We start from the raw sequence: 23,859 nt of genomic DNA, 5'->3' as shown, positions 1-23,859 counted from the left end.
TAACAAATTTATAAGAAAATAAAAAGAACGCAATTTGCGTTCTTTAAGTCAATTTAATCTTCAAAATGAACTTGATCACCATCGAATGATGAGATTTTAGCAAGGGCTTCTAAACGCACACCACGTTTATGAATTAATTCGGCACCTTTTTGGAATGATTTTTCAATCACAATTCCAATTCCAGCAATCTCTGCCTTAGCTTCATCACAAATTTTAAATAATCCCTCGGCTGCCTGACCATTTGCCAAGAAATCATCAATAATTAGAACACGATCGTTTTCGCCTAAAAATTTATTGGCAACGGCAATCGTATTTTCAACTTTCTTCGTGTACGAGTAAACAGAAGCAGAGTATAAGTCATTTTGCATAGTAATGCTCTTATTCTTACGTGCAAAAACAACGGGTACGTGGAATTGTAAACCAACAAATACGGCTGGGGCAATACCAGATGATTCAACCGTCAAGATTTTAGTGATTTTTTCATCCTTGAATAACTTAGCAAATTCTTTACCCATTGCCATCATTAAATCGGGATCAACTTGATGATTCAAAAATTGGTCAACCTTCAATACATCTCCTGGTAATACAATGCCATCCTGCATAATTCTGTCTTCTAAAAGTTTCACGTGGGTTACGCTCCTCTTGTTATTATATTTTTTTGGGTATAAAAATAGCTTTTCCACTTCGGTAATAAGTAAAAAAGCTACATTCCGGTTTTGAATGACTTAAGAATAACACAAAATGAGGATAAATTCAATTTGAATCCGCTCATTTATCGTGACTCTACCTGTCATAAACCGATTTATTTATCATATTGATCTAAATTATATTGTTTAATGATATCCGTTAATTTAGTACTGTAATCATTATCTGTTGCATAACCATCAACAACCAATGCCGCTGCAGCATCTTCGTATGTTGCTGCCGATAAAACGTCCGCAAATTGTGTCTTATTCCATGTATTTCCATTTGCTAACAGTTTTGAATGAGACATAATTGCCTCATCCCAGTCTTTGAACACAATAAACTTAGCAGTAACTGTTTTCCATGTACCATCTTTTTCTTGTTCTTTAGTTTTAAAGTCTTTGGCGCGTGCACCAGTTCCTTTAATGCCAAATAGGTTATTGTAGTCCTTAGCTAGTGAACTTGTGCCCCAATCTGATTCTAAGATAGCTTGCGCAATTGTGATGCTGGCAAATACTTTATATTGTTTACGCATTTTTTGTGCTTCAGGTGCAACCTTTTTAATAAAAGCTTGCTTTTTAGCCGCTTCAGCTGCTTTCTTAGCTGATTCGCTAGCCTCAATTTTTGAAGTTGATAACGATGTTGCAATCGATTCATCACGAGCAACATTTTTTTTATGAACATTCATTGAAACGACCACTGTAATGATCCCTACAATTAGAATTAAAACGATAATATTGGCAACTTGAATTTTCCCATTCTTAACAAAAATTCCCCGAACATTTTTCTTTTTCATCAGTACACGTCCCCTATGCTTTTAATTGTTTCACTTATTTTACCCTAATTTTATCTTTAATACCATCGTATTTTTTCTCTTTTAAGTAAATTTCTGTTAAACTTAACCTATTCTTAAATGTGATAGGAGAGCAGTTATGACAAAAAATTTGAACTGGGGAATTATCGGACTCGGTAACATTGCCCACAGCTTCGCAACTTATTTTGATCAACCATTTGGTGACATTTATGCAGCAGGATCTCGTGATTTAGAAAAAGCGCAGACTTTTGCAAATGAATTTAATATTCCACATGCTTACGGTAGTTATGAAGACTTATTAGCTGATAATAAAATTGATATCGTTTACATTGCAACGCCTCACAATTATCACATCGAAACAATTCTGGCCGCACTAAATGCTGGCAAGCATGTCTTGAGTGAAAAAGCCATTACGATGACTAGTGCTGAACTCAAGCGAGCAACTGATTTGGCCGAAGAAAAAGGGTTAATCTTACAAGAGGCAATGACCGTTTACCATATGCCACTTTACCAAAAAATCATTGAAATTGCTGAAGAAAATAAACTTGGCAAATTAAAAATGGTTCAAGCTTCATTTGGTAGTTTTAAAGAACCAGATCCAACAAACCGTTTCTTTAATCCCAACTTAGCTGGTGGCGCATTATTAGATATTGGTGTTTACGCTTTATCTTTCGTTCGTCAATTCATGACAGCAACACCGGAAATCACGGGTTCAGCTATGAATTTATTCGAATCGGGTGTTGATGAATCTGAAACGATTAGTTTACGAAATGCTAATGATGAAATGGCCAATGTTTCATTAACTTTTAGAGCCAAAATGCCTAAAATGGGAATCGTTGCCTACGAAGGTGGCTATTTCACCGTTTATGATTATCCTCGTGCTAACAAGGCAACACTTGTGTTTACCGATGGTTCAGTCAAAGAAATTATAGCTGGCCATTCAAAACAAGCAATGAATTATGAAATTAAAGACGTTCAAGACATGGTCTCTGGTGAATTAGATCCAAAGCCATTCTTAGAAAAAACGGTTGATGTCATGTCAATCATGACGCAAGCACGTGAACAATGGAACTATAAATATCCATTTGAAAAATAAATTCGCTCAAAAAAGTTACCAACACAAATTGTTGATAACTTTTTTTAATTCCATGCTACACTAAAAGAAAAGAGTTGGGGTTAACTATTTATGAAACGAAAAAAACGTGTCATCCAAAATAAAACGCGAAATTATCTGATAGGACTTGCAGTCATTATCGTCCTCTCACTTTTTGGTAGTAAATTACCTAGTTCTGTTAAAGATTTGTTACAAACAAATGACCACCAAACTTCAACAACTGTTAAAAAAGGGTCAGGAACGGCAAATACAAGTTCCATTAATAGTGGTAAAGCTGTTAAAGGAATTATCGATAATAAGAATCCGACATTTTCAAAAAGTGATTTGGCAGACTCTTCAAATGGCTGGATTAAATATGGCGCGTTAGATTCACTTGGCCGTGCAACGCAAGCGAATGCACTTTTAGTTAAATCCTTGGCGTCTCGAGGAACATCTGCCGACCCTGCGATTCGACCAACTGGTTTCGTTTCCGGTCAATCACCCTACAACCATTCTCGTGGCCATTTAATTGGTCGCCAATTAGGCGGTAGTGGTGATAAAAGAGAAAATCTTGCGACCTTATATCAAAATCCTGTCAATACGCCTTACATGACTAAATATGAAAACGCAGTTCGCGCGGCAGTCGATAAGGGCGACCACGTTCGTTACCAAGTCACACCTATTTTTTCTGGTAAATCACTCTTCCCGAAAGCAATACAAATGCAAGGTAAAAGTACAACTTCTTGGGGAAATATCAATTTCAATGTTACCATCCTAAACAAACGTTAAGTCAAAGGAGTGTGGTATTCATGTTTACAGAATTAAAAAGTCAGTTAAACGATTTAGCCCCACAAACGCTACAACAATTATTACTGGATAAGAGCATTCGTCAAACAAACGATGGTTACATACAATTTCCTGGTCAGTCTCTTCAAACTCAGTTTCAAGAGACCATGAACTTTTTAAAATCACCCGATACCCTCTCTTTGAACTGGGACGATGTTCGCATTCTAGGTCAGACAATTGACGGTGACTACTTGGCCGGTGACCAAAACGAAACGACCTTCTTCATCCCTAGTAGTTTGCTCGCAGATGATACCGAAATTCATCAAATGTCTGTAATCGATGCGTTGATTGCTTTAGAAACCGGTAAGCTGGATTCAGCAATCATTTCTAAATTCAATTAAAAAAGTTGTTAACAGACAAAAATTGGGTCCGCAATATCTGTTGTGAGTAATAGAATTAATATCTATTGCGCACAACAGATATTTTTGTATAATGATAAAAAAGACCTAAAACCCACAAAACTTTTATAGAGTCATAATATTTTATACACTTAAGATACATACAAAAAGGTTCTAATCACTAAGTGACTAGAACCATAATTATTTATCTACCAACAACAGTTGACGAAGAGTCCGATTTTTTGAGGACTTTTATCGCGGCCCTTTTTTATGTTCAGATATTCACTACAGAATTCATATTTTTATTTTACGAAATCAAGATATAAACTATACTTTACCGGATTCTCAAGTATTAGATTCATCGTTACAACGTCTTTTAATTCTTCTTTAACGAGCATCTTTTCTTGCTTTACCGACTGTTGATCCACATTTACCATACCCAGATAATAATATTGACTTCCTTCGTCGTCACTTTTTTTAACAAATAACGGCATTATAACTTCTCCTAATCGATTTCCTTCTACTATTTTTACGACTTCCGGAGAGTCTAATTTTCTTGGATGCCTTGTAAACATATGCATTATGCCACTATTCAGAAATTCATCTTCATACATCGCTACAGTCTCTTTATTATCTTGTTTTTTATTGTATGTAATAAATAATGGACATGTCCCATATTTATTCTTATAACCATACATTGTTGAGGATTCATCTGATTCCCAATTCAGTAAGCGGCATGCATCCTTTCGGGTATACTTTTTACCAATTGTTAACATCTCAAATTGATTATACTCACTTGCTTTCTGAATTCCTGTATTAATTGCATCATCAACAAACCAAGAAAAGTCTGCTGATTCTTGATAACTTCTATAAATATCATCGTTCAAAATATATTTTTCATTTTCCTCTATGACAATTGCTTGATCGTTATATTTTTTCGATACAGCTGCCGTGTAAAATTCCAATGAAAGTATCTCTAACATACTCTTAAGAGTTGCATCGTCATGTCTTATATTTTGCTCTTCTAACGTTTGAATGAAGGTTGGTTTTTCTAGTTCTCCTTCATTTTTTAATAACATTTGTATTAGCAAAAGTTCATGAATACGATATCCATTCACCAATTCTTGCGACACAAATGATAAAATCGCATTTTCACCTGATTTTACATGATATTTCTCACCCATTTTTGTTAAAAATTTAAAATGGTTTTCAAATTTATTTAATAGAACAAGACTATCTACGGACCCCATCAAACTAAAGTCAGAAAGTCCAGGAACTCTTCCTAATCTATCTTTTAGATCCCGGTAATCTTCTCTTAACTGTACTAACGAATCTAACGTACTCTGATTAATAGACTCATAGATACGTTCTTTAGCAATTTCAGAAAAATTTATCGTTGATATCCCCATAATCTGGCTCGTTCGTAATCTTCCCCTGAGAATATCTTTACTTCTCGAATTATCTCCGGTTAGTGCTATCGGAATAAGGTAATTATTTTTATAATTTCCTATAAAATCAATTACCGTAACATATTCCTTACCCTCAAATTTACGAAGACCTCTTCCCAACTGTTGGACAAAAACAATACTAGATTGTGTATTTCTAAGCATAACAACTTGATTCACACACGGAATATCAATACCTTCGTTAAAAATATCCACAGTTACAATATAATCAAGTTCTCCTGCCTCGAATTCTGCTATAATTTGTTCCCGCCTTTCAATTGAATCCTCTCCAGTTAATGCAACAGTCCTATATCCCTTGTCAGTCATTATTTGAGCGATTTCATATGCTTCGTCTTTCATGCTACAAAAAATTAATCCATGAACAGATTCTCCGGAATAACCATAATAATTAATCTGTTCTTCAACATAATCCATTCGTTCTTGTGATACTAATCGTTGTAATATATTGTTATCCGTTTCGATATTATCTTTCCATTCATAATCTGTAACACCGATATAATGAAAAGGGCACAACATGTCTTCTTCTAATGCATCTTGTAATCTGATTTCAAACGCTAAATTATAATCAAATAATTCATAAATATTAAAGTCATCCGTTCTTTCAGGAGTAGCAGTCATCCCCAATAAAAAATCGGGCTTAAAGTACCCAATTACACGACGGTAACTATTAGCCCCAGATTTATGAGCCTCATCAATAAGTATATAGTCAAATTCTTCTGGATCAAAGCTGTTCAATCGTTCCTCTTTTGAGATAGTTTGTATCGTTGCAAATAAAAATCTTGCATTTTTGTCTTTTATATTACCTGAAAATAATCCATATTGTTCTCTCGGTCCACCCAGAACTTTATGAAAACTCTCTATTGCTTTTTTCAATATCGTTTCGCTATGTACAATGAATAAAAAACGATCTGGATTATATGCTTTTACATCAAACGCACCAAGATATGTTTTTCCAGTTCCCGTTGCGGAGACAATTAATGCCTTATTTTTTCCATTTATTCTGATCTCTTTTAAAGAATTTAGAGCTTCGATTTGCATCTTATTTGGTTTTATAACTTCATAAGTTGCTTCTGTCTCTGCAATACTATCTGACGTTTCGATTGTATCTCTATATTGAATTTCTTTATACAATAACTCATATCTGTCTATCCAATCATTTGTTAAATATGATGCTGAAGCCCATTGTTTTTCAACTTCTGTAATGACTTGCTCTGTTAAATCTGCATTTTGGTAAGATGTAAGTCGAATATTCCATTCATAATTTTTAAGCATTGCTTGTTCTGTTAAATTAGAACTACCAATAATAATTGATTGATACTCATCTTTATTAAAAATATAGCCTTTAGCATGAAAAGAAGACTTTTGATCTAATATTTTAACTTCAATATTCGGAATTTTTAATAACTCCCTAAACACCTTAGGATGGTTGAATGATAAATAAGTGGAAGTAATAATTCGTCCTCTTATACCTTTTAATGCTAAATCGGCAAATTTCACTTTTAAATCAGTTAGCATACCTTCTGTCACGAAAGCTACTGCAAATGTAAATGATTGGCAGGTTGATAATTCTTCATCAATATGTGTTTTCACATAATCATCAGCTGAGTTAAATAAGAGCTTAGGTGCATACTCATCCTCTAATATATATTTGTCTTTATCCATGAATCCAGCAAGAACAGCATTCTTCATTTGATGGTATAAATCAGTCATTTTTTCTCCTTAGATAAAGCTTAATTTAGAAAGATCACTACTTTTTATTTCCTCAACGGCGGGGAGATCTGCTGGTGCCCAAGTTAAATCATAGAGACTAGACTGCATCATCCACCTCATATCACTATGTGCTACATGGCCATAACTTTCTTCAGCAAACTGTGCGTAAAAAACAGTTAAATGAACAATTCCAAAAGAATATTCATATTTTTCAGTATCAGCTACTTGCTTACCAACTAATATTGACGCACCAAGCTCTTCCTTGATTTCACGTTTTATAGCATCCTGTGGTGTCTCACTTGATTCAACTTTGCCACCTGGAAATTCCCATAATGTGCCCAAAATTCTATTTTCTGAACGTTTAGTACATAATATTTTCCCATCTTTTATAATTGCAGCCCCAACAACATATATATCTTTCATTCTAGATCTCCTCAACATATTCTTATTCTCTTCATATTATCATTCTGATCATTCAAGATCTATAGATAACCCTGTTTGAAGTAACCCAAAAATTTTTTAATATCAACAAAAAAAGGTCTAATCACTAAGTGATCAGAACCTTCATAATATTATCGAACAACAATAGTTGACGAAGAGCCAAATTTCGTTGCCAACAACTTTTTTATTTTTTAATAAGTGTTACTAAATCAATTAAATCCGGCAATTCTAAGTAAGGAGCCTCTCGTTCAAATCCTTGCTTTTGATCACGATTTATCCAGATTTTTGACCAACCCAGTTTTGTTGCAGGGACAATATCCCACCAATAACCTTTAGCAATATGAACATGATTTTCATTTGTAAATGCCAGTTTTGCTTGCACCTGCTTAAAGAAATTTAAATCTGGTTTATAACAATGCATATCCTCAGCCAAAAACACACCATCAACTACGCCATCAAATTGTTCCAAATGTTTATCCATAAATCGATGCATCGTATTAGACATCAAATAGATTTGATGTCCTTGTTCCTTTAGCTTCTTTAGAGCCGGTAAAACATCAGGATGTAATTTAAAGTTAAAATGAATTGCAATAAGATTATTATATTCACCCTTAAAAAAATCCGTTTTAAGTTCAAAATCACAATACTCTAAAATCTGTTTTAAAATTCGATCATAATCCTGGTATGGTTCACCATACATTAATCGATCCTCATACATCGTAAATATGTCTCTTGCATGTTGTCCATCAACACCGTGTTCTTTTGCCACTTTTTCAATATACTCATAAATAATGTCACTATTCAACAATGTTCCATAACAATCAAATGTTAAAATACTCATCGCTCATTGCACCTAACCTTTTCGAACTAATTTTTGTAGCGGTGCTGCAATTAGTGGCGCGACAACCCCTGCTAAAATCATTTCTGGCACACCATTTGTAACAACTAATCCCATAATGTAAGGTAATAATTGTCCCATATCAACTTTATAAAAGTTAGCTGCTTGACCGTGATACAGCAAGTAAATCAGTCCTAACACTAAAACAGTATTAACTAATGAACCTAATACGGAGGCAATGACCATTGCTAATGTCTTATTTTTCCACCATTTATATATAAAGTAGAAAACTACTGCCGTGACAATACCAATCAAAATTCTCGGAACAATTGATACGATTGGATTGGTGAACACAATTGGCGCAATTGGACTTGTTGGCGATACAAAAGCTCTAATAAAAGTAATTAATCCCCAAACGCCACCGACAAACGCTCCATCCTTCCAACCCAATACCAACGCGGCAACGATAACTGTGATATGAATGGTCGTAATACTCAATGGTCCAACTGGAATATATCCGAATAATGGCACAAAATTCTGAACGATAACAATCGCAATAAATAGCGCTAAAATACTCATATGATACGTTTTATTATTAGTTTTCATGTTTTTACTCCTACAATTTTAATGGGTCTCACTAATGCTCCTTCATTATAACTGATTTACTTGTTGTTGCCATTAATATGCAAAAAAATAGTGCATCAATGATTATGGAGTTCATCATCAATACACTATTTAAATACTTAAGTCTTACATAAATGAGATAAGTGTCGTTAGAATTGGGACAACGATGATAAATAGAATTGTACTTGAAGTCACAATATTCGTTGCATATTTAACATCCCCATGTGCTTCATTAGCCAAGATTGGTAACACAGCTAACATAGGTGTAGCTGATTGAATAATCAACGTTTTTTGTAGTAATGGTGCTAAATCTGCACCAGTTAAGTGTGTCCCTAAAAGGATAACAGCAATCAAAATGATTGGTGATAAGACAAAACGTCCTAATAAAGCGACGATTGTATCACGATCAAATCTGATACTCTTCAATCCAGCTTTAGCTAACACAATACCAATATAAATTAATGATAATGGTGTCACTAATCCACCAACATAACCTAATGTCTGGCTAATAAAATCAGGAACTGGAATTGCAAGAATCAAGAAAATTAAAGCAACGATGAAACCAACAAGTGGCATTGGGATAACTTTTGCCCAGTTAATTTTCTTTTTCGTTTTATCTGATTTGTCTTTTGTTGGATCATCATTTGAAATTAAGAAAACACCAAATGCCCATGTTGATACTGTATTAATAATATAGTAAACAAGGAAATATGAGATACTCTTTTCGCCAAACAAAGCAACGTTTAGAGGTAAACCAATGAAGATTGTATTTGCATTAACAACAGCATTCATGAAAATACCACGACGACCTGGTCTGATGTTCAAAATATGAACAAGTGCCCATGCAATTAAGTAACCGATAATAACAGCGATTGCTGGGTAAAGTAAACTACCCGACAAGGCAACTAATTGATCACGTTTTAGAAATTTTAAAACAGAAACGAAAATTGATGCGGGTAAAGCAATTTTAGTAATTAATGATGAGATATTGCCACCAAATGAATCGGCGAACCATCCTTTAACTTGTAAAATGTAACCAAGTAACATCATCAAAACAACAACTAAAACACTTTGAATTGATTGGAAAAATACCATAATTAATTATCCTTCTCTCTACACTTTTTTTAGTACTTAGGAGTCCATTTCATATCTGCAACAGCTTTTTTAACGTCCGTAATTGCTTCTTTGTTTAGTTTTTGGTCGACGACACTTTGGGCAACGACTTCAGCAATTGTTTGTGAAAATTCTGCTAAATGTGTCACTGGTGGCAATACAGCAGCGCCAACGGCTGTCGTATCAACGATTCCACCTAAAGCATGACTAGCTTGTGATAAAATTTCACCATTAACTCTTGAAGATGTTGAAGCGATGATACCAAATCCAAGACCTGGGTACATAAGTGCATTATTTGCTTGACCAATTTGGTAAGTAACACCTTTATAATCAACATTATCTGCTGGAATACCTGTAGCAACTAAGGCTTTACCATCAGTCCATTCAATCAAATCTTCAGCTTTAGCTTCTGCTAATTTTGTAGGGTTTGATAATGGGAAGATAATTGGACGTTCAACATGTGAAGCCATATCTTGAACGATTTCTTTCGTAAATGTACCAGGTTGTGTTGATGTACCAATCATAACAGTTGGTTGAACAGCTGTGACAACTGCTTCTAAAGTTGTTAATTCATCAGCGTTAGCGAATTCTGAACGTTTATGCGTAAATTCTTTTTGGCCAGGTGTTAAGTCTTCTGTATCATCGAACAATAAACCTTGTTTGTCGACTAAGAAGAAACGTTTGCGAGCATCTTCTTCTGAAACACCGGCGCGTTTCATTTCATCCATAATTTGGTTAGCAATACCGACACCGGCAGTACCAGCACCATAAGTAACGATTGTTTGGTCAGCAATTGAACCTTTAGTGATACTTAGAGCACCTAAGATACCAGCTAAAACAACAATCCCTGTGCCTTGAATATCATCGTTAAATGTTGTGATATCATTTTGGTATTTTTCAAGAATATTAGCAGCATTTGAGCGACCAAAATCTTCCCAATGTAATAATAATTCTGGGAACAAGCTCTTTGTACTTTGAACAAAACCATCAACAAAGTCATAATATTTATCGCCAGTTACACGAGCATGTTTGTTACCAAGGTATAATGGGTCATTCATCAATGTTTCATTATTTGTACCAGCATCAATAGAAACAGGTAATACTTGTGAAGGATCAATTCCAGCAGCAGCTGTATAAACCATTAATTTACCGATTGCGATATCAACACCGTTGACACCCCAGTCACCCATGCCTAAAATTCCTTCGGCATCAGTTACAACAACTAAACGAATATCGCGACCGGCAGCAGCGTTTTTCAAAGTTGCTTCGATATCTTCTGGATGATCAATTGATAAGAAGGCAGCATTTTGTGGGTTAACGTAGATTTCATTGTATTGTTCGATTGAGTCAGCAACAACTGGATCATAAACAACGGGCATGAATTCGGCAACATGTTGTCCCATCAAGTAGAAGAATAACGTGCGGTTTTCGTTGAACAATTCCATTAAGAAATGGCGTTTTTCAAGACCTGATTCTTTACTTAAATATTGTGCATAATTTTGTGTAGCTTGTTCTTCGATTGTTTGAACTTGGGCTGGTAACATACCAACAAGTCCTAATTCACGACGTTCTTCCATTGTAAAGGCTGTTCCTTTATTTACAAATGGGTTATTTAACATATCTTGTGCTTTTGTCATAATTGATTCCTCCATTTATTTATCTGTATTTAGTTTTCTCTGTTACTTACAAGAGCAAGGATACACCCCACTAAAAATTATAGTCAAACGTATGCTATACTATAAATATTATTTATATGACAATTAAAAAAGCCTATTTCAAGGGGATTATAATGAACATTAGAGATTTAGAATATTATCAACAAATAATTAATTTAAGAAATTTTTCAAAAGTTGCTAATTATTTTTCAGTAAGTCAGCCCACAATTACAACTTCCATGAAACGGTTGGAGGCAGAACTCGAAACAACCTTAATTATTCGTGACCAATCACATCGGCAAGTTTTATTCACGCCTAGCGGAGAACAATTTGCTGAACACGTTAATATCATTCTAGGAGAGTTGAAAATTGCGAACCAAGAAATTGAACAACTTAAAAATGAACGCGTTCGCTTTGGTCTACCTCCTATTATAGGAACATACTATTTTCCACAGATTGTGGGTAACCTTTTCAAATCGGGATTGATGGACCATCTCGATACCGTAGAAAATGGGTCACAAGTCCTACTTCACCAGTTAATAAATGGTTCCCTAGATATGGCCTTACTAGGGTCAGTTGAACCGATTGAAGATAATCACCTAATAGTTAGGCATTTTGCGTCTAAAAATTTTAAGATTATTGTCAGTAAGCAACACCCGCTTGCCTCAAGAGAATCCGTTAAGTTTGCCGAACTTCGTAACGAAAAATTCATTATGCAAAATGAGGGCTTTGTTCATCCGATTGCTTTTAAAGAACTAACTACTAAGAATCACTTTAAACCAAAAATCATTTATACAACAAGCGACAGTCAGATTATAAAAAAAATGGTTGCCGAAAATATCGGAGTCGGATTTTTAACAGAGCTTGCCTTAGATCCATCAGACAACTTAGTTGCGCTTCCTTTATCAGAGCCGGATCAACCCAAATTTTTAATGTCACTTGTTTATCGTACGAGTCATATTTTGACGCCAACCCAAGCAAAATTAATCGACGTTTTAATCGATCCTTCCATATAGTTAGAAACAAAGAGCAGCCGACATTTTAAATGTGGGCTGCTCTTTAATCTTATTAAGCTTCTGGTAAATCCAATGTTTCGATTTTTGAATCTAATACTGGGGCATCATCATCAGCTTTTTTTGCTTTTTTAGTTGTTTTCTTTGGCGCTGTTACTTCTTCTTTAACTTTTTTAGCGGGTTCTTCTTCAGGTGCAAATATTTTTGCACGAACTTCTTGATCCATTTCATGCAACATTTCGGGTTTTTGTTCCAAAATATTAACAACATTTGGTTTACCTTGACCTAAACGTTCACCATGATATGAGAACCATGAACCAGCTTTTTCAGCAATCCCATTTTCAACCGCAAGGTCTAAAATATCAGCTGTTGCTGATATACCTGAACCATACATCATGTTTAATTCAGCAATTTTAAATGGTGGTGCGACTTTGTTTTTAACTACTTTAATCGTTGTTTCATTTCCGATGACATCAGTACCATCTTTAATTTGTCCGCGACGACGAACATCCAAACGGATTGTTGCGTAGAATTTCAAAGCACGACCACCTGGTGTTGTTTCGGGGCTACCAAACATAACCCCAACTTTTTCACGCAATTGATTAATGAAAATAACAGTTGTTCTTGTCTTATTAATTGAACCGGCTAATTTACGGAGTGCTTGTGACATCATACGAGCTTGTAACCCAACATGAGCGTCACCCATTTCGCCTTCAATTTCAGCACGTGGCACTAAGGCTGCAACTGAATCAATAACAACAAGATCAACGGCGCCACTAGATACCAAGGCATCTGCAATTTCTAATCCTTGTTCACCAGTATCTGGTTGTGATAATAGTAATCCATCAATATCTACACCTAATGCTGTAGCATATGCAGGATCCATCGCATTTTCAGCATCGATATAAGCCACTGTACCACCATTTTTTTGCACTTCTGCAGTTGCATGAAGTGCAATCGTCGTTTTACCAGAACTTTCTGGTCCGTATATTTCAATAATACGGCCTTTAGGGAAACCACCTACACCTAATGCGTAATCCAATGATAAAATACCCGTTGAGTTAACATCAATCTTCGTATCGGCCTTGTCGCCCATCTTCATGATAGCGCCTTGTCCGAATTCTTTTGTAATTGCTGATAACGCTTTTTCTAATGCTGCTTCGCGTTCTTTACCGTCTTTTCTCTTACCGTCTCCGGTTGCAATACTTCTATTAGCCATAGTTAGTAACCCATCCTCTCAATAGTAGAACATCTGTTCGTTTCTCTTTACTTATCATACCCTATTCATTTTTATATCGCAAGCGTTAAATCATTTTTGCCGAAAATAAAAAGAACGATGTCATTATCGTTCTTCATAGGTATCGATCCATTAAATTATAGCTAATGCTTATTAATTAAGTACGCTATTTTTGCCAGAATAATTTATTATTATAAATTTATTCCATTGCTTCAATTTGATTAATTGTTTCTTTTAATACGCGTCTAAAAGTTGCTAGATCTTTACCCGTCACTTGTTCCTCTAGTTTGCTCTCTAATTGATTCCAAAAATCGTTATCAACAGCCGTCAACTCTTTATACTTATCTGTTACAACCAGGTGAATCACCCGTTTATCTGAAACGTCTGCCTTTTTCACCACTAACCCTAACATGATTAGCTTTTTTAAATGGTAATTCGTATTTGGTGTTGATTGATTCAACAATTTTGACACTCGTCCAATTGTTGGATTTTTTAACTGCTCAATCGCGTTCAAATAGTATATGTCAATTGTCCCCAGTTGCTTAATATCCATAAGCCCGTCTTGCTTCCCGTATAAGCTCAACAGCTGATTTAATTTATTAAAAGTTCCGCTTAGTTCAATCATCTTGACCCTCCTAATTTTACTCACGCTTAGTCCCCACCCAAAACAAAGCAAATAATCATCAATTTCTAATACTTAAACACTCATTTTAATTATTATAGAGTAAATAGAGGGGTACATACAAGTAATATGTTCCCCTCTTCGTTCTTAAATCATAAAAATCATGAAACCGTTTAACCTTCTGTAACCGTAGGGCCTTGCCAGCTAAGCATTCCCCCGTATACATCGACCACGTTGTTTCCTTTTTCGTACAAAAGATCAGCAGCTTGCGCGCTACGTTGTCCTGATCGACAAATGATGTATGCTTTACCATTTAACTCATAATTATCAATTTCGCCTAGTGGGACATTAATTGCATTTGGAATATGTCCTTCAGCAAATTCGTAATCTTCACGAACGTCAATAATCTGTGGACTTTCTGACAGTAATGCTTCAAGTTCTGTCGTTGTGATTGTTGGAATTTCATCTTCAAAGTTCATATTGGTTACCCCATTAATTTAGTTGGTATCTTTTACTGCCGTTTAAGGTAGTTTACAAGAGCTCACTCTACCTGTAAAGCACTAAAAAAGCCACTCCAAGAAACTGAAGTGACCGTAATCTTACCTATTTTTAATGAATCATATCGTGTATCACATGTTGTTGTGCAGCGATATTCTTTTTAACTGCTTTTCCAATCATCTTCATAAATGAAGTATGGACGCTTTCCGTTGAATGATCATGTGCCAAATATTGCCATGTTGAAATAATTAATAATAATGATACAAAAATCAACAGGAATCCGGCCATTAAACAAATTGCTTGAATGGTTTTGAATCCACCAACAAAGACAATCCCGAATGAGAATAACATAAAGATTGCCATCCAGACCAAGCGATTAAATAAACTTGGTTGTTGTGCTGGTCCAAGTTTTGTACTGGTAAATGCCGACACAATGTATGCTGATGAAGAAATGGTGGTTGCTAAGAAAATAAAACAGGAAATTGCGTATATAACTAACATGACATATTTAAAAGGCAACGTTGAAATGACTTGCGCGATTGCTGCGGCCTGACCGTAAACATTCAAGGTATGAATAAGGTCAACGGCTCCACTTTGCTGAAGATAAAGTGAGTAGCCACCTAAGATTGCATAGAAACTCATACAGCCTAATGCGCCATATGCTAACATCCCTAAAATAACTTGGCGAATCGTTCGGCCACGTGAAATTCTAGCAATGAACAAGCCCATAAATGGCATGAACGTTAGCCACCAACCCCAATAAAAAATAGTTTCTGATTTAACAGGATCAACCGCATGGCCCAACCCTGATGCAGTCCCTGTACTCATTGCGACAAATTGTGTCACCATCAGTACAAGGCTATGTCCTTCTGATTTTAAAATATATAACGTTGGACCCACTAATAAAACAATTAATAAGAACCCAATTGCCGTCCAGATATGTGCTGAACTTAATCGGTCAATTCCGCCCTTAATTCCCTTGAACATTGTTAACGTAAAAATAGAAAACAAGACTACAAACAAGGCTAATTTTAACAAAATTGTATCTGGAACACCCGTTAATGTTGCGATAATTCGTGACAATACGGGGATTTCCATTCCGACTGATGAACCAACACCGCCCATAATCCCAAAGACAACTAGAAAATCAACAATTTTACGTAAGATTTTTTTATAAGCTTGGTCCCCTTTTAACATTGGGATGACATCACTGACACACATCACTTTTACTTTTTTTACATACATAACGTACGAAATAATTACGGCCGATGACGCAAACATCATCCAAGCCATTGGACCCCAATCGAATTGGCCCATCATATGTGCATTTTGATAATTAACGGGTGACATTGCTTTAGCGCCAAACAATGGTTGTTGCACGTAACGAAGTGGATCAACCATGCTAAGCATCAAAATACTAGCATCAATGGCAGTCGCAAAAACCATGCTTCCCCATTTAAAATCATTGTATGCGGGCTTTTCGCCTTTATTACCGAGTGTTATTCTACCGTAATGACTCAAGGCAATATATAAAAAGAAAACAAAATTGAGAATATATATGCCAAGATAAACCCAACTCAGATGAGCCGTAATGGCGTCCATTGCAGAACCCAATGCTAGCTTCAAACCTGACCCACCAAGCAATAATCCGACTGACACTAAAATAAATAGTGCCACGGTTGGTACAAACATTTTTTTATCGATATTTTGTTTTTCTAAAATAAAAAATTCCTCCTAAATTTAGAGTGCGCCTCGCACTCATCCCAACAACTTCACTTTTATTTGCACAAAAAAACACACTGGTACAGTTTCTCCACTAGGGATATCTGCACAGCGTGCTTGTTAGCTTGCCATCTTATACAAATACTCATAACGTTAATTAATAGTTAATATTCTATCGAATCGCTAACCTGGGCTCACGTCTCCATTATCATCTAGATAACGAATAATTCGTGCTGGGTTACCCGCAATTACGAGATCATCACCGAACGACTTTGTTACTACTGATCCGGCGCCAACTACGACACGGTCACCAAGCGTAACGCCTGGTAAAATCGTGACGTGTCCACCCATCCAGACACTATCGCCAACCGTAATTGGTTTACCCATTTCAACATCCGCGTTACGTAATTTTGCGGATAAGGGGTGTACTGGTGTGTAGAAGCCAACGTCTGGACCAATGTAACAATGATCACCAATCGTGATCGGACAAGTGTCCAACATCGTTAAATGGTAGTTCGCATAAAAGTGATTTCCGATATGAATATTAAATCCATAATCAAATTCGATTCCCGTTTCGGCCCAAAAGTCGTCACCGGAATCAGCCAATAATGCTTTAATATTTGTATTCTGTTGTTTATTATCGTCAAGTTGGTTAATTGTCAGCAGTTCTCTCCGAATTAGTTCTCGTCGTTCAACTAACTCCGGATCAAACTGCTCATACGGTTCACCATCTGACATCTTTTCTCTCTCAGTTTTTATCATAGTATAAGAATACCACTTATACAGTCGTTTGTTAAAATTACTTTTAAAATGGGACTTTATGGCATTTGTAATACAAACGTTCATGCCTATCATAACGCGCCTAAGCCCAATAATAAAAATAATGAATATAATTTTTTATGTATCATGAATTTCAATTTTTATCCACACAAAGGAACACCTTATCATAATTATCTCGTTCCCTGATAAGGCGTCCCTTAATTTTTACAATTGTCTTAACTTATTCTATCAACGAATCGTTGCGTAATTTGTTGTGGCCTTGTTATAACACCACCCACAACAGCTGAGAACGCGCCCATATTCAAGGCTTTTTTTACCTCTTCCGGCGTTGTTGTATGACCTTCCATAATCACGGGGATTTTAAGATTTTCAACCAATTTTTTTAATAATTCAAAATCTGGACTGTCTCTTTCATCCGTATAATCTGTATAGCCAGAAAGCGTAGTAGAAACCATGTCAAAACCATTTTTTTCGGCCATAATACCTTCTTCGTAAGTCGAAATATCTGCCATGACTAGTCTGTTTTTCGTATGAATTTTGCCGACTAAATCTGTAACGGATTCATGATTTGGACGATCTCGAACAGTTGCGTCCATCGCAATAATTTCGGCATCCGTTGTCAGTAACTCATCTACTTCCTTCATGGTCGCCGTGATATAAACTTCTGAATCAGGATAATCTCGTTTTATAATCCCAATTAACGGGAGATTCACCTGTTTTTTAATTTCTAAAATGTCGGCTACTGAATTGGCACGAATCCCAACGGCGCCACCTAGTTCTGCTGCCAAAGCCATTTTTCCCATAATAAATGAACTGTATAACGGTTCATTTTCAAGTGCCTGACAAGAAACGACTAGCCCATCTTTGATGTCATTTAAATTCATTATATTTCTCCTTTTCGTCGGATAAAACCTGTCTTTAAATATTTTGACCATTGGCTTCAATGACTTGCTTGTACCAATCAAAACTATCCTTCTTGTAACGTTTCAATGAGCCATTACCGTCGTCATCTTGATCCACATAAATGAATCCATAGCGTTTACTCATTTCGGAAGTCGATGCACTAATCAAATCAATGCAACCCCACATGGTGTAACCCATTAAATCGACGCCATCCATGACCGCCTCTTTCATTTGGATAATATGTTCCTCAAGGTATTTAATTCGGTAATCGTCGTGAACTTTACCATCCGCACCCAACTTATCAAGTGCGCCAATCCCATTTTCAACGATAAATAACGGCACTCGGTAACGATCCCACATTGCATTCAGCGTAATTCGTAACCCGACCGGGTCAATTTGCCAACCCCAGTCACTTGTTTCTAAGTATGGATTCTTTTCACCATTAATCATGTTCCCCAACGACGTGTCACCTGTTTTGCCAGCCGACGTGACCATTGACATATAGTAACTAAAACTAAGATAGGACACCGTTCCCATTTTAAGGATTGCCTCATCCCCGGGTTCCATTAAAATATGTACACTGTTTTCTCTGAAGTAACGGTTCATATATTCCGGATATTCACCACGGATCTGAACATCTGTGAAGAATAAGTTTAAATCATCATTTTCTTGAGCGGCCCGAACATCTGCCGGATTTGGCGTTGAGGGATAAGTTTGCATTCTCGCAAGCATACATCCCACCTCAAAATTAGGATTAATTTTCCGTGCTTGTTCAACGACCAATGCGCTAGCAATAAATTGATGATGAACTGCCTGATAACGAATTTGTAATTGTTCCTTTTCCGTTAATTCACTATCTACAGCGCCCGTCTCCATAAACCCAAATGAGCTAACGTTAATTTCATTAAAAGTTAGCCAATACCTAACTTTATCTTTGTAACGTTTAAGGACAACATCCGTATAGCGTGTAAAACTTGTGATTGTATCACGACTTGCCCATCCATTTTGTTTAATCGTCAAGTCGAGTGGCATCTCATAATGTGATAATGTCACAACGGGTTCAATATCATATTTTGCTAATTCATCAAAGACACGGTCATAAAAAGCCAATCCGGCTTCATTCGGTTCTGTTTCGTTACCATTAGGGAAAATACGTGCCCATGCCATCGACATTCTGTATGCTTTGAATCCCATTTCTGCGAATAATTTTATATCTTCTTTATAATTATGGTAAAAATCAATACCACGACGTTTTGGGTAATGGTCAGTGGTCGTATCAGCCATTGCTTCTTCAATAGCTTTCATTGTGACAGAACCCAAATTCATTTCAGTTCTTTTTTCAGATTTCCGAATAACTTCAGCAGTCGTCATCCCTTTTCCATCTAAATTCCAGCCACCTTCAACTTGGTTAGCGGCCGTTGCGCCACCCCATAAGAAACCATCTTTAAACCCTTTTGGATAATCTGTTTTATACATATCATTACACTCCTTCAAAGTTTTTTTGTCGTTCTTATGTACCATGTTGCCGTCAAAACAAGCTGATACTCATTTTTTTCAAAAAAAATTACCTATTGATAACCACAAAAAGTAGTTATCAATAGGTAACGCCTGATCTAATCAGTTACAGCCCTTATTTGACAAGATAAGTATACCAAATTAAGAAAGCGCTGTCAAAAGATATTTTGTCATCATTTATCTTGTCTAATTTTCTCAATCACTCGAATAATATCAAATGTATCTTGCAAACTATGTCTGTGAGATTCGCTCGCCCCAACTTCCACCAAATCAATAAAAGCCTGAATTTCAAGCGTCATATCATCCCCTGCAATAAAATAATGACGATCAATTTTTTGCCCATTCGTCAACGCAATCGTATAATCTTCAATTCTGTTATACATCGGAATTGTGATTTGGCCCCGTTGCCCTGAAATAATGGCAACCCGTTCTTTAGCTTCATTAATGGCCCCTTCGATAAAAGCCTGTACGCCATTTTCAAAATAAATAGTTGCCGAAAAACTTTCATCAATCCCATTGTGCATTTCCATTGTGGGATTAATTTTTTTAATGGGGGTTGCCACAATATCTAACACAAACCCAATTGGATACGTGCCAATATCATTTAAAGCCCCACCTTGGCCCTTTTGTAGTAAATATGAGGTTGGTTTTTGTTCCGGAATAGCGTTTGAACAGAAATTAGCCGATAACGTTTGAATGGGTCCAATTAAATCTAAGTCTTTTTTTAAATGATCCATCCCCGCGTTAAATTTCGTCTTGAATGCTTCCATAAATAATGTTTTGTTTTGCACCGAGGCAAGCTCAATTTTTTTCATATCAGCAGTTGTTAAAACGGCAGGTTTTTCACAAAAGACGGGTATTTTTAACGCTAATGCCTTTAGCGACCATTCTTTGTGCATCATGTGCGGTAAGGCAATATAGACACCATCAATCGTATCGTCCTCTAAAACGGCCTGATAAGAATCATAAACAGTTATACCAGGATTCTCTATTTTGAATCGGTCGTTAACGGCTAATGATTTCGATCCAATTGCCGTTACCCGTCCATTTTCTGTGTGTTGTATGCTGTTGAAAAAACGCTTCGCAATATTACCGTAACCAATTATGCCAAAATTCATGAGTATTCTCCGTTTCTTTTAAATCGCTTTCATTTAATTATAAATGACTTACTTGTTAAGTACCAATTTAATTTTGACCAAAAAAATAACGCTCAATAAATGAGCGCTATTTATTTAACCAACAAGTTCAATTTGATTACCTTCAGGATCTAGGATTACAGCTTCATAGTAGCCATCCCCAGTTATCCGAGGCTCGCCAATTACCTCTATCCCGGCAGCCTTGAAATCAACGACCATTTGGTCAACAATTGCATGACTGCCAACGGAAAACGCAAGATGCGCGTAGCCATGACCAGTCGGATAGCGCGTTGTAACGTCCGTTCTTGTCATAATCTCTAAACGGGCTTGACCGTCCGGAAAACTCATAAAATATGAAGAGAATCCTTTAGTGACATTATCATAACGTTCGCCAAACGTAGCGTTAAAGTTTGTCACGTAGAAATCGCGCATGCCTTCGAGGTCTGCTACCCATAAACCAATATGTTCAATTTTCATTTTTATGCCTCCGTTATTTCAGTTGGAAAAACCAATTCAAATTCTTCACATAAGACAGGCATTGTCTCGTCAAATGTTTTATTGACACTCTCTAAATCTTCTTCAAAAAAAGGTTGATGAACACTACGCCAACAAGCTAATGTCCGGTCACCTTCCCCTTCAAGAAAAGCATGCGCTTCTGTAACTTCGTTATATGGCGTCGTGTAGACTTTAGTTGTTTTCGTGATAGCCATCGGATTGTCTTTGTAGTCGACAATAACGTTATAATCGCCAACTTTAGGTATTGGTTCTTCATCAAAATATAGACCATAAGCTGATGACGTTGCTGTTTTAAGACCGTCCAGTACTAATTGACCCAACTCCAGCGACGTTTTTTTAGTGGCACCAAATGCCCATGCATCGTAGTTATCATGTTCAATATTGTTTGCCTTTTTAAATGCTTGCCAGTACTCATAAATTGTCATGTGAACTCTCCTTCAAGAATTTAATCTTCTGCGTTTAAAATATCTAAGAATAACTCGCCGTATTTTTCTAATTTACTTTCACCGACACCTTTAACGTCTAACATTTCTGTTAAGGTTTCCGGCATAATTTCGCACATTGAATATAACGTTTTATCAGAGAAAATAACAAATGGCGGTACGCCTTGTTCTTCCGCCAATTCACGACGTAATTGTCTCAATTCTTCAAATAATTCGTTATCTTCCGGTAATGCCTGTCGTACTTTAACGGCCATTTTACGGGTAACCTTTGTCTCGCCTTTCAAAACCCCAACACCATCAGCAGCAAGCTGTAAGACGGGATATTGTCCGCTTGACGCCTGTAAGAATCCCGATGCCACCAAATAATCGATTAATCCTGAAACTTCTTTTTGCGAACGATCTTTCATCAAGCCATAAGTGGGCAACTCATCAAATCTGAATTGCATGACCTTTTGTACCTTCGATCCAGTTAAAACCTGGGCGACCAAGCCTTTGCCAAAATGTTCATCCATACGTTTTACGCACGATAACACTTTCTGGGCGTCAATCGAGATATCTTGCGCATCACGCGTGTCCAGACAATTACTACAGCGACCACACTCAGGTGCTTCATCGCCAAAATAATTCACGATTGTCTGTTGTAAACATTGCTGCGTATTCGCATATTGCGTCATTTCTTGCAATTTAAGATATTCATGCTTCTTATTAATTTCATCCATCTCAGACTGATCAATAAAGAAATGTTGAATCTGAACATCTTTTAAATTAAAGAGTAAAACAGCTTCACTCGGTAACCCATCTCGTCCCGCGCGTCCAGCTTCTTGGTAATAAGCTTCCAAACTTCCCGGAATCTGAGCATGAATCACGAATCGAACATTACTTTTATCAATACCCATTCCAAAAGCATTAGTCGCAATCATGACTTGTACACGATCATACAAGAAGTCTTCCTGATTCTGACGACGTTCGTCTTCTTTCATACCACCATGGTACATTGCTACTTTAATTTTAGCCTTTTTAATTAATTTCGTTAACCGTTCAACTTCTTTTCGTGTACTAGCGTAAATAATACCAGATTGTTGCTTTTGCGCTTTCAAATAATCAAGTAAGAAGCGATCACTGTTTTGGTCTTTAACCACTTGAAAGGCTAAATTTTCACGAGAAAATCCCGTTTTGACTTCATGTACAATCGCAAGCCGTTGCATGATGTCTGCGGCCACTTGTGACGTTGCTGTAGCCGTCAACGCAATAATAGTTGGATTTGAACTCAACCGTTGAATTGTTTCTGTCAGCCGTAGATAACTGGGACGGAAATCATGCCCCCATTGTGAAATACAATGTGCCTCATCAATGGCTACAAGGTCAATTTTCAATTGTGATAAATCGGCCATAAATCCATCAGAATCCAAACGTTCGGGTGACACATAAAGTAATTTCACTTCGCCACGCGCAGCCTGATTGAAGCGTTCACGAACTTCCATATAGTCTAGCGTACTATTAATAAACGTTGCCGCAATCCCCATTTCATTCAAGGCATCAACTTGGTCTTTCATTAATGAGATTAATGGTGAAATAACTAACGTTAATCCATCCAAGATAAGCGCTGGAATTTGGTAACAGAGTGACTTTCCGCCACCCGTTGGCATAATCGCTAAGACATCTTCACCGGCTAGGATACCGTCGATAACTTCTTGTTGGCCTTGACGAAAATTATCGTAACCAAATTTTTCTTTTAAAACTGATTGTGGATTCATATGGCCCTTTCTCTTTGCTCATTTTCACGGATAATTCTCTAATACATAAATTATAGCATAGGTTATTTTTTCGGAATTAAAAAGAGGCCTTTCAAATT

The 23,859-nt window shown here is 36.4% G+C and carries 23 protein-coding genes; 4 read left to right on the top strand and 19 right to left on the bottom strand.

The features are described from left to right. Positions 1-53: 53 nt before the first annotated feature. Together N0K73_RS03595 and N0K73_RS03590 are read right to left on the bottom strand one after the other, a co-directional pair. Positions 54-626 carry a xanthine phosphoribosyltransferase gene (locus tag N0K73_RS03595; RefSeq protein ID WP_057974432.1) on the bottom strand — a complete coding sequence of 191 codons (573 nt, stop codon included), beginning with the start codon at positions 624-626 and terminating at the stop codon, positions 54-56. A gap of 176 nt (positions 627-802) precedes the next feature. After that, the gene (locus N0K73_RS03590; RefSeq protein WP_057974433.1) at positions 803-1,480 is read right to left on the bottom strand and encodes a glycoside hydrolase family 73 protein; all 678 of its coding nucleotides are present in this window, start codon (positions 1,478-1,480) and stop codon (positions 803-805) included. A gap of 136 nt (positions 1,481-1,616) precedes the next feature. Here N0K73_RS03590 and N0K73_RS03585 point away from each other — a divergent pair, with 136 nt between their 5' ends. The 3 genes from N0K73_RS03585 to N0K73_RS03575 all read left to right on the top strand — a co-directional run bounded on the left by N0K73_RS03585 (position 1,617) and on the right by N0K73_RS03575 (position 3,778). Next, positions 1,617-2,594: a Gfo/Idh/MocA family protein gene (locus N0K73_RS03585; RefSeq protein ID WP_112250564.1), complete on the top strand. Its 978-nt coding sequence runs from the start codon at positions 1,617-1,619 to the stop codon at positions 2,592-2,594. A gap of 90 nt (positions 2,595-2,684) precedes the next feature. Further along, positions 2,685-3,380, top strand: coding sequence for a DNA/RNA non-specific endonuclease (locus N0K73_RS03580; protein ID WP_112250566.1), 696 nt, complete (start codon positions 2,685-2,687; stop codon positions 3,378-3,380). A gap of 20 nt (positions 3,381-3,400) precedes the next feature. Then, positions 3,401-3,778, top strand: coding sequence for a hypothetical protein (locus N0K73_RS03575; RefSeq protein ID WP_112250568.1), 378 nt, complete (start codon positions 3,401-3,403; stop codon positions 3,776-3,778). A gap of 299 nt (positions 3,779-4,077) precedes the next feature. On the opposite strand, the gene N0K73_RS03570 is transcribed toward N0K73_RS03575, so the two are convergent. The 6 genes from N0K73_RS03570 to N0K73_RS03545 all read right to left on the bottom strand — a co-directional run bounded on the left by N0K73_RS03570 (position 4,078) and on the right by N0K73_RS03545 (position 11,604). Continuing rightward, positions 4,078-6,951 (bottom strand): DEAD/DEAH box helicase, encoded by a 2,874-nt coding sequence (locus N0K73_RS03570; RefSeq protein ID WP_112250570.1) that lies wholly within the window; start codon positions 6,949-6,951, stop codon positions 4,078-4,080. A 9-nt stretch (positions 6,952-6,960) separates the two neighbouring features. Then, complete coding sequence (locus N0K73_RS03565) at positions 6,961-7,374, bottom strand: (deoxy)nucleoside triphosphate pyrophosphohydrolase (RefSeq protein ID WP_112250572.1); 414 nt, start codon at positions 7,372-7,374, stop codon at positions 6,961-6,963. Between the two features lie 202 nt (positions 7,375-7,576). Continuing rightward, complete coding sequence (locus N0K73_RS03560) at positions 7,577-8,233, bottom strand: HAD family hydrolase (RefSeq protein ID WP_112250574.1); 657 nt, start codon at positions 8,231-8,233, stop codon at positions 7,577-7,579. Between the two features lie 12 nt (positions 8,234-8,245). After that, positions 8,246-8,836, bottom strand: coding sequence for an ECF transporter S component (locus N0K73_RS03555; RefSeq protein ID WP_112250576.1), 591 nt, complete (start codon positions 8,834-8,836; stop codon positions 8,246-8,248). 144 nt (positions 8,837-8,980) lie between these two features. Continuing rightward, on the bottom strand, positions 8,981-9,949 hold the full coding sequence (locus tag N0K73_RS03550; protein ID WP_112250578.1) for an AEC family transporter: 969 nt from the start codon (positions 9,947-9,949) through the stop codon (positions 8,981-8,983). Positions 9,950-9,978: 29 nt separating this feature from the next. Continuing rightward, complete coding sequence (locus N0K73_RS03545; RefSeq protein WP_112250581.1) at positions 9,979-11,604, bottom strand: malolactic enzyme; 1,626 nt, start codon at positions 11,602-11,604, stop codon at positions 9,979-9,981. 152 nt (positions 11,605-11,756) lie between these two features. Between N0K73_RS03545 and N0K73_RS03540 the strand changes: the two genes are divergently transcribed. Next, entirely contained in the window at positions 11,757-12,638 is an 882-nt protein-coding gene (locus N0K73_RS03540) for a LysR family transcriptional regulator (protein ID WP_112250583.1), read from the top strand. Between the two features lie 52 nt (positions 12,639-12,690). On the opposite strand, the gene recA is transcribed toward N0K73_RS03540, so the two are convergent. The 11 genes from recA to recQ all read right to left on the bottom strand — a co-directional run bounded on the left by recA (position 12,691) and on the right by recQ (position 23,761). Beyond that, positions 12,691-13,854 carry a recombinase RecA gene (gene recA, locus N0K73_RS03535; protein WP_112250585.1) on the bottom strand — a complete coding sequence of 388 codons (1,164 nt, stop codon included), beginning with the start codon at positions 13,852-13,854 and terminating at the stop codon, positions 12,691-12,693. A gap of 217 nt (positions 13,855-14,071) precedes the next feature. Beyond that, complete coding sequence (locus N0K73_RS03530; RefSeq protein ID WP_057974442.1) at positions 14,072-14,497, bottom strand: MarR family winged helix-turn-helix transcriptional regulator; 426 nt, start codon at positions 14,495-14,497, stop codon at positions 14,072-14,074. Positions 14,498-14,667: 170 nt separating this feature from the next. Continuing rightward, positions 14,668-14,973, bottom strand: coding sequence for a rhodanese-like domain-containing protein (locus N0K73_RS03525; RefSeq protein WP_112250587.1), 306 nt, complete (start codon positions 14,971-14,973; stop codon positions 14,668-14,670). Positions 14,974-15,103: 130 nt separating this feature from the next. Next, entirely contained in the window at positions 15,104-16,684 is a 1,581-nt protein-coding gene (locus N0K73_RS03520; protein WP_284068608.1) for a BCCT family transporter, read from the bottom strand. Between the two features lie 213 nt (positions 16,685-16,897). Then, positions 16,898-17,476 carry a sugar O-acetyltransferase gene (locus tag N0K73_RS03515; protein WP_112250602.1) on the bottom strand — a complete coding sequence of 193 codons (579 nt, stop codon included), beginning with the start codon at positions 17,474-17,476 and terminating at the stop codon, positions 16,898-16,900. Positions 17,477-17,709: 233 nt separating this feature from the next. Then, positions 17,710-18,381 (bottom strand): N-acetylmannosamine-6-phosphate 2-epimerase, encoded by a 672-nt coding sequence (locus tag N0K73_RS03510; protein WP_404825129.1) that lies wholly within the window; start codon positions 18,379-18,381, stop codon positions 17,710-17,712. Between the two features lie 31 nt (positions 18,382-18,412). Then, positions 18,413-19,873, bottom strand: coding sequence for a glycoside hydrolase family 1 protein (locus N0K73_RS03505; RefSeq protein ID WP_112250606.1), 1,461 nt, complete (start codon positions 19,871-19,873; stop codon positions 18,413-18,415). Between the two features lie 212 nt (positions 19,874-20,085). Further along, complete coding sequence (locus tag N0K73_RS03500; RefSeq protein WP_112250608.1) at positions 20,086-21,030, bottom strand: Gfo/Idh/MocA family protein; 945 nt, start codon at positions 21,028-21,030, stop codon at positions 20,086-20,088. A gap of 114 nt (positions 21,031-21,144) precedes the next feature. After that, a complete protein-coding gene (locus tag N0K73_RS03495; protein ID WP_112250610.1) occupies positions 21,145-21,525 on the bottom strand; it encodes a VOC family protein in 381 nt (126 codons plus the stop codon). A gap of 2 nt (positions 21,526-21,527) precedes the next feature. Further along, complete coding sequence (locus N0K73_RS03490) at positions 21,528-21,989, bottom strand: ASCH domain-containing protein (RefSeq protein ID WP_112250612.1); 462 nt, start codon at positions 21,987-21,989, stop codon at positions 21,528-21,530. Positions 21,990-22,009: 20 nt separating this feature from the next. After that, positions 22,010-23,761: a DNA helicase RecQ gene (recQ, locus tag N0K73_RS03485; RefSeq protein ID WP_112250614.1), complete on the bottom strand. Its 1,752-nt coding sequence runs from the start codon at positions 23,759-23,761 to the stop codon at positions 22,010-22,012. Positions 23,762-23,859: the final 98 nt, after the last annotated feature.

Source organism: Dellaglioa algida, from assembly GCF_030127605.1.
GTDB lineage: Bacteria > Bacillota > Bacilli > Lactobacillales > Lactobacillaceae > Dellaglioa > Dellaglioa algida.
This window is presented reverse-complemented; position numbering and strand designations above follow the sequence as displayed.